Origin of the sequence: Mameliella sp. MMSF_3455, from assembly GCF_030733205.1 — a bacterium.
In the GTDB taxonomy this organism is placed as follows: domain Bacteria; phylum Pseudomonadota; class Alphaproteobacteria; order Rhodobacterales; family Rhodobacteraceae; genus Antarctobacter.
In genome coordinates, this window is the sequence record NZ_JASHJL010000001.1 from 145,096 (window position 1) to 158,586 (window position 13,491).

15 protein-coding genes are annotated in these 13,491 nt (G+C 65.7%); 9 read left to right on the forward strand and 6 right to left on the reverse strand.

All coding sequences use genetic code 11. The features are described from left to right. Nucleotides 1–3 precede the first annotated feature (3 nt). Nucleotides 4–813, forward strand: a complete 810-nt coding sequence (locus tag RBB42_RS00680) for an XdhC family protein (RefSeq protein ID WP_306043579.1) — start codon at nucleotides 4–6, stop codon at nucleotides 811–813. On the opposite strand, the gene RBB42_RS00685 is transcribed toward RBB42_RS00680, so the two are convergent. Next, nucleotides 774–1,622 (reverse strand): phosphodiesterase, encoded by an 849-nt coding sequence (locus RBB42_RS00685; RefSeq protein ID WP_305968664.1) that lies wholly within the window; start codon nucleotides 1,620–1,622, stop codon nucleotides 774–776. The two genes, RBB42_RS00680 and RBB42_RS00685, sit on opposite strands and share 40 nt — an antisense overlap. A 126-nt stretch (nucleotides 1,623–1,748) precedes the next feature. Here RBB42_RS00685 and RBB42_RS00690 point away from each other — a divergent pair, with 126 nt between their 5' ends. From RBB42_RS00690 to RBB42_RS00720, 7 genes are all read left to right on the forward strand, one after another. Next, nucleotides 1,749–3,068 carry an MFS transporter gene (locus RBB42_RS00690; protein ID WP_305968665.1) on the forward strand — a complete coding sequence of 440 codons (1,320 nt, stop codon included), beginning with the start codon at nucleotides 1,749–1,751 and terminating at the stop codon, nucleotides 3,066–3,068. 116 nt (nucleotides 3,069–3,184) lie between these two features. Next, on the forward strand, nucleotides 3,185–3,916 hold the full coding sequence (locus RBB42_RS00695; protein WP_305968666.1) for a PIG-L deacetylase family protein: 732 nt from the start codon (nucleotides 3,185–3,187) through the stop codon (nucleotides 3,914–3,916). 8 nt (nucleotides 3,917–3,924) lie between these two features. After that, on the forward strand, nucleotides 3,925–4,890 hold the full coding sequence (locus RBB42_RS00700; RefSeq protein WP_305968667.1) for a VOC family protein: 966 nt from the start codon (nucleotides 3,925–3,927) through the stop codon (nucleotides 4,888–4,890). Nucleotides 4,891–4,949: 59 nt separating this feature from the next. Next, complete coding sequence (locus RBB42_RS00705; RefSeq protein ID WP_305968668.1) at nucleotides 4,950–5,621, forward strand: 4-carboxy-4-hydroxy-2-oxoadipate aldolase/oxaloacetate decarboxylase; 672 nt, start codon at nucleotides 4,950–4,952, stop codon at nucleotides 5,619–5,621. Continuing rightward, on the forward strand, nucleotides 5,614–6,681 hold the full coding sequence (locus RBB42_RS00710) for a 4-oxalomesaconate tautomerase (protein WP_305968669.1): 1,068 nt from the start codon (nucleotides 5,614–5,616) through the stop codon (nucleotides 6,679–6,681). Before RBB42_RS00705 ends, RBB42_RS00710 begins: the two co-directional genes overlap by 8 nt. Nucleotides 6,682–6,755: 74 nt before the next feature. Continuing rightward, nucleotides 6,756–7,199 (forward strand): amidohydrolase family protein, encoded by a 444-nt coding sequence (locus RBB42_RS00715; RefSeq protein WP_305968670.1) that lies wholly within the window; start codon nucleotides 6,756–6,758, stop codon nucleotides 7,197–7,199. Nucleotides 7,200–7,313: 114 nt separating this feature from the next. Then, the gene (locus RBB42_RS00720) at nucleotides 7,314–7,508 is read left to right on the forward strand and encodes a hypothetical protein (RefSeq protein ID WP_305968671.1); all 195 of its coding nucleotides are present in this window, start codon (nucleotides 7,314–7,316) and stop codon (nucleotides 7,506–7,508) included. A 747-nt stretch (nucleotides 7,509–8,255) separates the two neighbouring features. On the opposite strand, the gene RBB42_RS00725 is transcribed toward RBB42_RS00720, so the two are convergent. Continuing rightward, on the reverse strand, nucleotides 8,256–10,088 hold the full coding sequence (locus RBB42_RS00725; protein WP_305968672.1) for a tetratricopeptide repeat-containing sulfotransferase family protein: 1,833 nt from the start codon (nucleotides 10,086–10,088) through the stop codon (nucleotides 8,256–8,258). A 96-nt stretch (nucleotides 10,089–10,184) separates the two neighbouring features. Then, the gene (locus RBB42_RS00730; protein WP_305968673.1) at nucleotides 10,185–11,219 is read right to left on the reverse strand and encodes a Hint domain-containing protein; all 1,035 of its coding nucleotides are present in this window, start codon (nucleotides 11,217–11,219) and stop codon (nucleotides 10,185–10,187) included. A gap of 148 nt (nucleotides 11,220–11,367) precedes the next feature. Between RBB42_RS00730 and RBB42_RS00735 the strand changes: the two genes are divergently transcribed. Continuing rightward, nucleotides 11,368–11,664: a DUF6916 family protein gene (locus RBB42_RS00735; protein WP_305968674.1), complete on the forward strand. Its 297-nt coding sequence runs from the start codon at nucleotides 11,368–11,370 to the stop codon at nucleotides 11,662–11,664. Here the strand turns inward: RBB42_RS00735 and RBB42_RS00740 are convergent. From RBB42_RS00740 to RBB42_RS00750, 3 genes are read right to left on the reverse strand one after another with little or no spacing between them, the layout of a single operon-like run. Further along, nucleotides 11,661–12,125 carry a GNAT family N-acetyltransferase gene (locus tag RBB42_RS00740; RefSeq protein WP_306043580.1) on the reverse strand — a complete coding sequence of 155 codons (465 nt, stop codon included), beginning with the start codon at nucleotides 12,123–12,125 and terminating at the stop codon, nucleotides 11,661–11,663. The genes RBB42_RS00735 and RBB42_RS00740 overlap by 4 nt on opposite strands. Before the next feature lie 23 nt (nucleotides 12,126–12,148). Further along, nucleotides 12,149–12,634: a DUF6916 family protein gene (locus tag RBB42_RS00745; RefSeq protein ID WP_305968676.1), complete on the reverse strand. Its 486-nt coding sequence runs from the start codon at nucleotides 12,632–12,634 to the stop codon at nucleotides 12,149–12,151. A gap of 29 nt (nucleotides 12,635–12,663) precedes the next feature. Next, nucleotides 12,664–13,206, reverse strand: coding sequence for a phage tail protein (locus RBB42_RS00750; protein ID WP_305968677.1), 543 nt, complete (start codon nucleotides 13,204–13,206; stop codon nucleotides 12,664–12,666). Nucleotides 13,207–13,491: the final 285 nt, after the last annotated feature.

A 13,491-nucleotide genomic window follows, 5' to 3' on the forward strand; every position in this document is an offset into this window, starting at 1 on the left:
GAGATGGACGGTTTCGACATTTTCGACAGGATTGCGGACCTGCGGGCCACGGGCCGTCCCTTCTGTGTGGCGACGGTCGTGCGGACGGCAGAGGTGACCTCGGCCCGGCCCGGCGGTAAGGCCGCGGTGACCGAGGCGGGCGAGGTGATCGGCCACCTGGGCGGCGCCTGCGTGACGCGGGCGGTGCAAAAGGCCGCGCGCGAGGCTCTGGCCCAAGGCAGTCCCAAGGTGATCCGGGTCAAGCCAAAGGACAAGGTCGTGGCGCTGCGCGACGCGGACGGCACGCAGGTCTACAAGAGCGGGTGCCCCTCGGGCGGGACCGTGGAACTGTTGATCGAACCCTATTCCCAGGCGCCGATGCTCTGCATCCTTGGCGATACGCCCATCGCGCAGGCCGTGGCAGCGCATGGGGCGCTGGCGGGCTACCGGATCGCCCTGCGGGACGGGGTGCCGTTCGACGGCAACTGCCTTCGGTTCGAGGGGACCAAACTGGAGGCCCTGGACCTGGCAGAGCGGGACGTGATCGTGGTGGCCACACAGGGGCAGGGCGATCATGCCTGCCTCAAGGCGGCCTTGCAGAGCGGCGTGGGCAACGTGACGATGGTGGCCTCGCGTCGCAAGGCGGCGGTGCTTTGCAAACGCCTGCTGGAAGACGGCATGTCGGGCGAACGGGCGGGGCGGCTCAAGGCTCCGGCGGGGCTGGACATCGGCGCGGTGGAACCCGGCGAGATCGCGCTTTCGATCCTGGCCGAGATCGTCATGTGGCGAAACCGTCACCGCCTGACGGGGGCCGCTCGAACTGGACAGGCCTGACCTCGGCCGGAAAAGCGGTGCGGGCCGGACCAGTCGCCCAGCGGCAAGAGATGACTTCGAATGCCCGCCGCTCCGGCCTCGTGGATCAGCACGCCGCCCGGTTCCATGTCGAAGGTTGCCGACCGTGCGGCGCGCAGATCCAGCGTGACGGCGTGCGAGGTGCCGGGGCCGGTGACCACCGGGACCGTCCCAAGGCTGCCCATGACCAGCCGATGCACATGGCCCGCGATGATTCGAACGGGACCGGGGTGCCGTTCCAGGACTGCCTGCAAGGCCTCGGGCGCCTCGAGGCCCTGCCGATCCATCTGCACGATGCCGGTGGGGATTGGCGGGTGGTGCATGGCGACGATCAGAGGCACGGGGCCCGTCTGCGCCATTTCGTCGGCCAGCCAATCCAGCGTCTCGGACCGCAGAGCACCATGCGGCGCACCCGGCACCAGCGTGTCCAACCCGATCACGCAGGTGCCGTCGAGATCCTGCCGCCAACGGATAGCGCCGGTCCGTGGCAGCCAGCCGGTGCCGGCGAAGGCCTCTCGCATCGGTTCCCGCGCGTCGTGATTGCCGGGCACGGCGCAAAGCGGCAGGCTAAGCGGGGTCATGATCTCGATGAAACGGGCGTATTCCTCGGCCGTCCCGTGGTCCACCAGGTCGCCGGTGACGACGACAAGGTCGATGGGGCCGATGCGGGGCAGGGCGGAGCGGATGCCCGCCACCGTGCGTTCCAGCGCCGCGCCCGTGTCGACGACACCATAGGCCAGTGATCCGGCGGCAAGGACATGGGGATCGGTGATCTGAAGGATGCGAGGCATGAGGCTTTCCTGTTGCTCCGGTCAGTCTTTCTGCCGGGCGCGACCGTCGCAAGGGGCTGCGGCCCTCTCTTGCAAGGGCGCGGTGCGACGCGCTAGCCATTTGGGCAGAAGCGCGGAGCAGACCCTATGCTGGACATCCTCACGGACCGAACCTACCGGCACCTTTTCCTGGCGCAGGTCGTCGCGCTGCTGGGGACGGGGCTGGCGACCGTGGCGCTGGGACTGTTGGCCTTTGATTTGGCGGGCGACAGTGCGGGCATGGTGCTGGGCACGATCTTTACCATCAAGATGGTGGCCTATGTCGGGATCGCGCCGGTTGCCGGGGCCTTTGCCGACCGGGTGAACCGGCGGGCGCTACTGGTCGGACTGGACGTGGTACGCGCGGCTGTGGCGCTGTGCCTGCCATTCGTGACCGAGACCTGGCAGGTCTATGCGCTGGTCTTTGTCCTGCAATCGGCCTCGGCGGGTTTTACCCCGACCTTCCAGGCGACGATCCCGGACGTCTTGCCTGACGAGGCGCGCTATACCCGTGCGCTATCCCTTTCGCGGCTGGCCTACGACCTGGAAAACATCGTTTCTCCCACGCTGGCGGCGCTGTTGCTGGCGGTCATGAGCTACAACCTGCTGTTCCTTGGCACGGTCGCGGGCTTTGCCGCCTCGGCGTTGTTGGTGGTCTCGGTCCTGTTGCCCAGTCCGTCGGCGGGGGCGCGGCGCGGGATCTACGACCGGACGACACGGGGCATCCGGATCTACCTTGCCACGCCGCGCCTGCGCGGTCTGCTGGCCCTTAACCTCGCGGCCTCCTCGGCAGGAGCGATGGTGCTGGTGAACACGGTTGTGCTTGTACGCGGGCAACTGGGGCTGAATGAAAGCGCGCTGGCCTGGACCATGTTCGCCTTTGGCGCGGGCTCCATGCTGGCGGCCCTGTCGCTGCCACGGGTTCTGGACCGGTGCGCGGACCGTCCGGTGATGCTGGCCGGGGCCGGGCTGATGATCGGAGCACTGGTGGCGCTGGCCTTCGCGATCAGGCTGGCAGGGCTCAACTGGCAGCTGCTGGCGGCGGTCTGGCTGGGCGTCGGGCTGGGCTATTCGGCGGTGCTGACACCTTCGGGCCGGCTGTTGAAACGCTCCGCCCATCCCGAGGATCGACCGGCGGTCTTTGCCGCGCAATTCGCGCTCAGCCACGCCTGTTGGCTGCTGACCTATCCGCTGTCGGGGTGGCTGATGACCGCGCTTGGGACGGTGCCCTCGCTGCTTGGACTTGCGGCGCTGGGGGCGGTCGGACTGGTGCTGGCGCTGCGGCTCTGGCCCGGCGGCGACCCGGCTGAGGTGCCGCACCGGCACGACAACCTGCCGCTGGATCATCCGCATCTCCAGGGCCACCGGGAACATTCCCACCCGCTTGTGATCGACGATCAGCACCCGCGCTGGGGCGCCAAGTTTTGATCCGCGAACATCTGGTGCGATATAGCAAGAATTCATGACTTCCGCGCCTTTCGAATTGGCCGTTTCCCGTCATCGGGGGCAGACTGTCGGTCACAAGCGGAGGAGGAACAGGCGGCATGAGCGGGAGCAAGACTGCGCTGGTGATTTCGGCCCATGCGGCGGATTTCGTCTGGCGTTGCGGCGGCGCAATCGCCCTGCATGCAGAGATGGGTTACGAGGTGACTGTGGCCTGCCTGTCCTTCGGCGAAAGGGGCGAAAGCGCGCGTCTCTGGAAGGAAGGCAAGAGCCTGCAGGAGGTCAAGGACATCCGCCGGGGCGAGGCCGAGGCGGCGGCCGAGGCGCTGGGAGCGCATGACCTGGTCTGCTACGATCTGGGCGACTACCCCCTGCATCTGGAGCGGGAGGACAAGTTCGCGCTGGTGGACCTGATCCGCGAGGTTCAGCCGAACTTCATGATGAGCCATAGCAAGTACGACCCCTACAACACCGACCATATGTACATGACCCAGATCGCGCTTGAGGCGCGTATGGTCGCGCAGGCCTGGGGGCATAATCCGGGCGAAAAGGTGCTGGGGGCGCCGCAGCTATACCTGTTCGAGCCGCACCAGACAGAGCAGATGGGATGGAAACCGGATGTCTTCCTCGACATCACGCCGGTCTGGCAAAAGAAGCGCGCGGCGATGGAATGCATGCAGGGGCAGGTCCACCTGTGGGACTATTACACCCGCGTCGCACAGCAGCGCGCCAACCATTTCAAGCGCAACTCGGGCGGCCAGTCCGGCGGGCGAGATTGCCAGTACGCGGAAGGCTATCAGTCGATCTTTCCGCGTACCGTTGATGAATTATGAGGCCCGCAATGACCCAACCGACAAATCCGAATTTCGACATCGCGCACCTGGGCCATGTCGAGATCTACACCGACAAGTTCGAAGAGAGCCTGGATTTCTTCACGCGGGTCTTCGGGCTGAAACTCTCTGGGCGCGAAGGGAACAGCGTCTACCTGCGCGCCTGGGACGACTACGAGTTTCACTCGATGAAACTCACCGCGCACCAGACGACGGGCGTCGGCCACGTCGCCTATCGCTGCTCCTCGCCCGAGGCGCTAAAGCGCCGCGTCGCGGCCATCGAGGCCTCTGACTACAAGGTGTTGGGCTGGACCGGGGGTGACATGGGTCACGGACCCGCCTTCCGGTTCGAGGATCCCTTTGGCCATGTCTTCGAGCTCTACTGGGAGACGGTGAAGTACCAGGCCCCGCCCGAGGATGCTTCGGCGCTCAAGAACCTGTCCAGCCGGTTTCACGCGCAAGGGATCTCGCCCCGGCGGATCGACCATGTGAACCTCCTCGGCGAAGACGTGTCCGAGTTCCGCCGTTTCGTGGACACCTGCCTGGGGCACCGGGTGACCGAACTGATCCAGCTGGACAACGGGCGCCTGGGCGGGTGCTGGTTCACCTGCAACAACAAGACCTACGATCTTGTCTGTTCCGAGGAGCGCGGTGGCGGGCAGAAGCGCCTGCACCATGTCACCTATGCCACCGACCAGCGCGAGGACATCCTGCGCGCCGCTGACATCTACCTTGAAAACGGCGTCCACATCGAGACCGGCCCGCACAAACATGCGATCCAGGGATCCTTTTTCCTCTATGCCTGGGAGCCTGCGGGCAACCGGATTGAATTGGCGAACGCCGGCGCCCGACTGATGCTGGCGCCCGACTGGGAACCGGTGGTCTGGACCGAGGCCGACCGCAAGAAAGGCCAGGCCTGGGGATTGAAGACCATCGAGAGCTTCCACACGCATGGCACGCCGCCTGTCGGACGCTGAGCCGGGGCTGCGCCCCGTTTTGAGTATTTTTAGAGAGAAGAAACAGGGAGGCGCGCGTCATGGGTGTCGTTGTGCAGAACGTGGTCCGGGCAGAGGCGGCGCTGACCGCGAAGCTGGGGGCCGCTGGTGTCGCCACGGTGCACGAGGCGATGGGGCGGCGTGGGCTGATGTCCTCGGCCATGCGGCCTATCCAGCAGGACGTGGGGATCGCCGGGTCGGCGGTGACGATCAGCGCGCCGCCGGGAGACAACTGGATGGTGCATGTGGCGATCGAGCAGTTGCGGGAGGGCGACGTTCTGGTGCTGGCGCCCACGGCCCCCTGCGACATGGGGTATTTCGGCGACCTCCTGGCGACAAGCGCGATGGCGCGGGGCTGCCGGGCGCTGGTGATCGATGCCGGCGTTCGGGACACGCGCGACCTGCGGGCGATGGGATTTCACGTCTGGTCCACGGCGGTCTCTGCGCAGGGCACGGTGAAGGAGACCCCGGGCAGCGTGAACGTGCCGGTGGTCTGTGCCGGTGCGTTGGTCAATCCCGGCGACGTCGTGGTGGCCGATGACGATGGGGTCTGCGTGGTGCCGCGCGTGGAGGCGTCGGCGGTCACGGAAAAGGCGCAGGCGCGGTTGGATGCCGAAGAAGCCAAGCGGCAGCGGTTGGCCTCGGGCGAGCTGGGGCTGGATATCTACGACATGCGTGGGCGGCTGGCCGAAAAGGGGCTGAAATATGTCTGAAGGGCTGCCGGTCATGTGGATGCGCGGCGGCACGTCGAAGGGCGGGTACTTCCTGGCCTCGGACCTGCCCCGGGACGTGCCGACGCGCGACGCTGTTCTGCTCGGGGTCATGGGTTCGCCCGATCCGCGCCAGATCGACGGGATGGGCGGGGCCGATCCGCTGACTTCGAAGGTCGCGGTGGTGGCGCCTTCGGCCCGTGACGGGATCGACGTGGACTACCTGTTTCTGCAGGTCTTCGTGGATCGGGCGCTGGTCACGGATGCGCAGAACTGCGGCAATATCCTGGCCGGTGTCGGACCTTTCGCCATCGAGCGCGGGCTGGTGCCGATACGCGGCGAGGAAACCCCGGTGACGATCTGGATGGAGAACAGCGGCCAGGTGGCGGTGGCGCGCGTGGCGACTCCGGGCGGGCGTGTCGTCTATTCCGGTGACGCGCGGATCGACGGGGTTCCGCGGACGGCGGCGCCGGTGCCGATTGCCTTTCGTGATACTGCCGGATCCAGTTGCGGTGCGCTGTTCCCCAGTGGTCGGGTGGCGGACGTCATCGACGGTGTCGAGGTGACACTGATCGACAACGGCATGCCCTGTGTCGTGCTGCGGGCGCCGGACCTTGGCATCGCGGGCGACGAGGCGCCGGAGGTGCTTGAGACGGATGGAACCCTGCGTGCCCGCCTGGAGGCGATCCGACTTGCGGCGGGACCGCTGATGAATCTCGGTGACGTGGCAGAGAAATCGGTGCCCAAGATGACCATCGTCAGCGCGCCGCGCGCGGGTGGTGCGATTGCCACGCGCAGCTTCATCCCGCACCGCTGTCACAAGGCGATCGGGGTGCTGGGGGCCGTCAGCGTGGCCACCGCCTGCCTGACCGAGGGCGCCGTGGGCCATTATCTGGCTGTCTTGCCAGCGGGCAATCCAAAGGCGCTGTCGGTGGAACACCCGACCGGCGAGATGACGGTGGTTGGTCATCTGAAGGGTGGTGAGGTGACGCGCGCCGAGGTGCTGCGGACCGCGCGCAAGTTGATGGATGGAATTATCTTTCCCAAGGAGGCCGAGGCATGAGCGAGATGACACCGGGCCATCTGCCCGTTCGCCCGTCGCCGTAGCGACCGGACCACCATCTGCCCGACGGGGCGGTGGATGCACACAAGGACCAGCAGTTCGGCCCGCGCGACCACCTTGGCTTTGCGCGCAACGTGAACGTGAAGGGCAGTGGCCACGACGCGGACAACGCCGCCATTGTCGATGCGACGCCGCAGGAGGTCTTTGAATGGATCGCGGCCAAGATTGCGCGGTTGGGCTGGCATATCGTCGTCCATTTCGCGGGGCAGGAGCTGGTAGAGGCGGCGCCGCTGGTGCGGCGGCTGGCGGGGATCGTCGTTGTCAATCGCATGGGGCGGCCCGATGTCACCGAGGGCGTCGAGGACACGGCCTCTCGCGCCTTCATGGATGTTTTCAAGGAATTCCTGTCCGCCAAAGTCCGGTGCGGCTGGCGAAGGCGACTCCAGCACCCGCGACCGGGGCGTTCTGGTGAGCAGGACACTGAACAACACACGCAAAGGCAGGACGGACACGCATAAACCCACACTCGGAGACCAGAAGACGAAGCGCGTCTCCGGCCGCATCGTCGACGTGGCCGGCAACCCGAGCGAAGGCGCTGCCGGTGGGTTGCTCTGTTGCATGGGCATCACCCGATGCGGACCGGTCAGATCCATTTCAGGATCTCGAAAGACGACCACCAGCCATTCATCAGCCAGATTTACGACGGCCAGACCGAACACCACGACATTGATGCGGGGTTCGCATTGAAGGAAAGCCTAATCGGCGACATGACCCCGGCCCAGGTGGCGCTGACACAGACCTCGTCATGCAGTTCGTTTTCCGCCTGAAACCTGCGGCGTCTGAAATGGCGGTTGCGGCCGAATGATCCTTCGCAACGCGGGCGCCCTAAGGTGCGACGTCTTCTTACCGATAGAAGGATTCTGACATTGCGCAATCCATTGCCCAGATCGGCGACTCTCTTGCCGCGGGGGGGTGACCTGCTCCGCGAGAGGGCGATCTGCGAGATCCTTGCCCTGTGCAAAGACAGGTTTTCCGAGGCTGGGTTCTCAACGCGGGAATTCGTGCTGGTTCGGGTGCGGCTGGAAAACGGCATCGATGCGCTGGTCAAACCGCCAAGGGTCTTGGCGCTGGGTCCGGGGGAACTGGCCCTTGGCGAATGTCAGGCAATATTCACCCGGCCCACCTCCATCAGGACGGTTTCCCGGAACAGCGCGCCCAGACGCAAGAGGTCGGGCCGCGCGGCCAGTACCTGTCGTAGATGTTCCGGATTGATCTGTTAGGTGACTCTCCTCTGCCGTTAGCGCCATTGTCGGATCTTGGCAGCGTCAAGGCGATGCTGGCCCCGGTATGGCGCGATACCGAGGGTCGCCAAGGCGCCTTGTCCGCGCTGCGAAGGGCGTTGAGCTTTCCTGGCGCATGTGGGCGGCCGACAGTCTGCCCGGCAGAGGGAATTACACATCCGATGCCGCGCCGGACGCCGTCACCAACGTCTGTGGGAGGCATTCATGCGCTGGCCTCGGGGGCGGGAAATGACAGGATCGACCGAACTCGATAGGTCGACGCAGACCATCCGCTCAAAGACCGCAGGCGATCCGTTCTTCCTCTGTCAGGATATCCCCCAGAGCCTCTGCCAAGGGGCGCAGGTGTGCTCCGTAGCGGCGCCAGCGGGCGACGGAGGTGCCATAGACCGGCTCGCGGACCTGCGCCACCGAGGCCGTGTTGACCTGCCGCGACGAGGCCGTGTGATCCAGCACGTCGGGCGACCAATTCAGCCCGAGAAAGCCCAGCACGTCGCGCGCCATTCCCTCGGGATCGGCCACCAGCGCCTCGTAGGGCACTTCGCGGACGCGGTCGGGCAACAAGGTGGTCCAGTGTTTCGTGTTCAGGTCGAACTGGCGATAGGCCTCGGCCAGGTCCGCCAGGTCAGTCGATCCCGGCTGGTTCCGGCCAAAGTTCTGCACCCAGTTCGACAGAAGGCAATCCAGCGGATGCCGCCGCATCACCAGGAAGTTCGCCTTTGGCAGCGCCAGCGCCAGCAATCCGATATAGAGCTGGTTGCCCGGCATCTTGTCGGTCACGCGGGCACTGCGCAGGCCTTCGCGATGCAGGAAAGCCTGGTATTCTTCGCCCAGCTTGGTGAAATCGTCGTCCTGCAGGCTGTCGTCCGGCGCGCGTTCTTCCATCACCGCACGCATGCGTGGGCTGGCATGAAAGGCCCGCAGCGCGGCCGGCAGTTCCCCGCCGGCCTGTACCTCTGGGTGACGTGAGAGCATCTGCTCCATCAGCGTGGTGCCCGAGCGCGGCATTCCGCAAACGAAGATCGGTTCGACGCCCGCGAGCCCGGCCGTCTCGTGGCGCTGCAAAAGCGCGGGCGTGACCAGCGCGCGCATGCGTTCGGCACGCTCTGTATTGGCCTGCCGGTCATAGGGATACAGCTTGCGGCTCAGTCGGTTGGCTTCGGCGTAGTGGCCAAAGGCCCTGTCATGGTCGCCCAGGTCATCGCAGCCCTTGCCAAGCGCGAATTCCAGCGTGGCACCTGCCTCGTCCGGCAAGGTGTCCACCCGGTTGGCCAGTTGCTGCAACCCCTGCCATTCCGGGCTGTCGGCCCGGGTCTTGCGCAGGGTCACCAGCCGCGCCAGCGCCGAAAGCGCCATGCCCGGCATTCGAGCGGCGGTCAGGAGCGCATCGGCGGCCTCGTCCATGCGGCCCGCGGCGGCAAGGATATTGCCAAGGTGCAGCCAGGCCTCCCCGGCCTTCGGCGCCAGTTCAATGGCCCGGCGGGCATGATGTTCGGCGGCTTCGTGGCGTTCGCGGCGATACAATGCATGGGCAAGGTTGACATGCACCGCAACCGATTGCGGATCCACCGAAAGCGCGCGGAACAGAGCATCCACCGACTGCTGGAAATTGCCGGTGCGCACATGGGCCTGGGCCAGGTTCAGGTGCAGATCCAGGACCGAGCCATCCAGCGCGATGGCGCGTTCCAACCGCGGAATGGCCCGGGCGTATTCCTGCGCCATCACCAGCGCCGCCCCCAGGTTGGCATGGGCCAGGGCGTAGTTCGGTGCCGCCTCGGCGGCGGTTTCGAAATGCGCGCGAGCCTCTTCCATGCGACCCGACTGTGCCAGCAAGGTGCCGAGATCGACCAGCACCGCCGCGTCATCGGGCTGATGGGCGACCACGTCTTCCAGCAGCTTCATCCCCGCTTCGGCATCGCCGCTGCGGGCCAGGTTCAACCCTTTGAGATGCGTCAGTCTCGGGTGGCCGGGGTATTGTTCCAACAGGCGCTCCAATGCCTCGCCCGCCTCATTGAACCGGCCGGCGTTCTGGTGGCGGGTGATGCGGGCGATTTCCTCGTTGACGGCCTCCAGGGCGGCGGCGTCGGTCGGCGCGGTGGTCGCTGTCATGGCTGGCATTCCTGTTGGGGGGCGGAAAAGGGCAAGACGGCCCGGGATGTCACTCCGCGGGCCGCCTGTTTCATGCACGTCGAAAAAGTGGGCCGATCAGGCGGCGCGAACGGTGAGGCCAAGCGCCTCGGCGCGCTGTGCCAGCGTTTCGCGGATCGCCGGTGGCAGGTGACGCGCGGCAGAGATCCGGGGGGCGGCCATTTCCGGGATCGCCGGCGCAGCAAGGCGTTCCGCACCGTTGGCGAACCCGTCGCGACCGATGAAATCGACATAGGTTTCCGCGGCGCAGCCCTCGGCCAGCAGGAGTTCATGGGTGCCGGTCTCGACGTGGAAATAGGTGAAACCCTCGCTCGGCATACGCGCTTCGCGTGTCACGGTTGTGCCGTTGATCAGGGCAGAGGCATTCACGAGGTAGCCGTCGATGCCGATGGCGTGGTCGGGAGAGACCAGCAGGTCGCGCGCGGGCACATTGTCGGCCAGCGCACCGGCGCGGATTCGGATCGGGTTTGTCTTTGCCGGGTTCGACAGGGTCGTATCGATGGGCTGACGGCCCAGCCATTCCACGGTGGTGGTGCCACCATCGGCGGTCCGCACCACGTCCCCGGCCTGCAGCTCCTCGACCGCCTTTTCGCCCTCGGGCGTGGCGATTTTTGTCCCCTCGAGGAAGCACAGCAGCGTGGCGTCCAGCCGATCGATGGTCAGGATGCCCCCAGCAGAGTTCGGGGTAAACCGGATCTCGTTAAAGACGGTGGACGTGGAGCCAAGATCGATGACCTGCCCTGTGGTCACATTGGTGAACTGCGCATTATCGGCGGCGTTCGAGGCGACAAAGGTGACATCCCAGTTGCCAAGCACGAAGGTCCCGATTTCCAACTGCAAGCCGTTGCCCGCGAAGAACGAGCCGCTGGGATTCCCGGCAGTCACATCAAGGGTAAAGGGCTGTGCAAGGTTGTTCCCGGTAAGCGAGATGTAACCGTCCGCGCCCAGGTTCGGAAATTGGATGATACTCGTGTCTGCCCCGTTGCCCGAGGTGCTGAGTGTGAAATTCACGCCTTCGTCGGTCAGGTTGAGCGATGCGGTTGCGCCCGTAGCGGCCCCTGTCGCCCCGAAGTCGAATTCGAATTCCGCCATGATTTCCGCCCTTTGTTTCGCGCCAAATTTTCAAGAGTTTCTAGAATACCTGTCAGTTGAGTCATATGCGGTCCCACATCACTTGAAAAGCCCCCATAAGGTTGCAAGAACGGTGACGAAGTCGCCTGTTGCCCGGAGTCTGTGCCGAATGGACATTGCCACGCTGTCGCCCGAGAGTTTCGAGCCGCTGATCGGAGAGCCGATTACCGTGACCACCTCCGAAGGTCCGCTGCCGCTGCGCATCACGCGTGTCCAATCCACGGGAGATGCCCCCGAAGAGGGAATGCGCGCGCCGTTCACGCTGACCCTTGTCGGGCCGTTGTCGCCGATCCTCGAGCAGGGAACTTGGCCGATGTCGCTGCCGGGGCTCGGAGAGACGGCCCTGTTCCTGTCTCCCTTCGCGCAGGTCGGAGACGAGACGCGCTATCAGATCAGCTTCAGCTAGGGCCTGGCCGTGGAAGGCCAGCACATCGCGAGGTGCGCCCCGAGGTCTTTGACCGCAACAAAGCCCAACCTGTCGTACAGCGCTCGGGCGCGGGTGTTTCTGTGTTCGACGCTCAATTTCAGCGGCAGGCCAGCGGTTCGGGCCTCTTGCTGGAGGTTGCGCAAGAGGTGGCTGCCGATGCCCCGGCCACGGGACGCGGCCAACAGCGACAGGTCGATGGCGACGAATTCGTCCGTGCCGCGCAGAACCCGAATTTGTCCGACGGGTGTATCGCGGTGCAAAATGATGTCCCAGTGGTGACCGGGAAAGCCCCGTTCGTAGGATTGTGCCTGTGCGTCGAACTGCATTACCAGCATCTGGGTCAATGCCGCGGGCGGCAAGGGCAGGGCGGCGAGGTCGTCGCGTGTTTCCCTGTAGAGGCTGATGAGAAAGGCCCGGTCCGCCTCGCGGACCGGGCGCAATCCCGGACGTTGCGAAACCACGCTCAGTTCAGCACGATCTCGATGTCGGCACCGCCCGAGCGGCGCGGCACGGCGGTCATGTAGAGGTCGGCCGCGCCCATACGCGGATGCCAGACCCGATGCAGCCCGTCACCATCGGCCACCAGGGGGGCGCTGTCGGGACTGTCGAAGATCGCGGTCACGCTTTCGCGGCGGGGCAGGTGGGCGGGGCGATCCATTCCCGAATGACCGGCTTCGACCGCCTTGAGCCGCAGCACCATGTCTCCATGCCGGGGCGTCGAGACCCGGAACCTGTCACCGACCAGCGGCCTCAGCTCCTCGGCGGTGGCGTCGTGCCAGCGCGGTGGGCGCAGCGCGTCGGCGGCCCGTTCTGCCGGTCCGCCATGCAAGGCGTCGGGCGCGGCTGCGTCCCCGCGTGCAAGCGCCGCCCCCGGCAGGGCAGCCAGCCCCGCAAGCGCGGCCTTGCCCGCAAGCACGGCCCGGCGCGACACTGTCAACAGAACACTCATGGCGTTCTCCTTTCTGGTCCGGCCGGGTATCAGCTACGCGACGGGAAGATGCCCTGCAGCGCGATGATGTAGTTGATCGCGAGATAGGGGTTCATGATGTCAAAGGACTGCTGGCCGCCGGTGTTCTGCACTTCGACCGCCACGGCGGCGGGATCCATGGTGACGTCTTCGACCGGCGAATTCGGTCGGAAGATGTTCGAGCCTGCGGCGAGGATGTTGCCGGACGGATCTGGAAGCGATCCGTTGCGGCTCTCGGCGCGCATCTGGGCCGTGGCCGTGTGGTTGTGCGAGGGCAAGTTGTTGATGGTCAGCGTCCGACTCTCGGCGCCGCCTCTCTCTCCCTCGCGATAGAAGGAAAGCCCGGCCCCCTGACGCGGCCCGATCGGCATCCGGCCACGCAGGTCGGGCAGGGCGAATGTCGTCCGGCCGTCACCGCCGTAGATGGTTCCCAAGAGGGAGAAAAGCGCGCTGTACTGGCTGATCGGCAGCAACTGCCCGTCGCAGAATGCCCATCCGCGCGGCGCGAAGTTCCCCGCGAAAATCGTGACCTGTCCGAGAAATGGGTCTGCCATGAGATGTCTTCCTGTTTCCGATTTTGATTACAATTGGTTGAAACACTAGGGGTGATTGCAACCGCGTGTAAAGAACTAACCAAGCGCGGTCCGGCGGTCCTACCAGTGCGCAGTGTTCCGGAAACTTGCGTGTCGCGGAACCTGACAAAGCTCCGACAGTCGCCAGACCCAAGCCGGCGGGTTTTCTTCCGGCCTTTCGACAATCGCTTGACCTTCGATACGCCAGAGTGATCACCGCGCAATCTGAAGGCAGCCGGTGGCGTCTGCGCGCCGACCGCCGTTGCG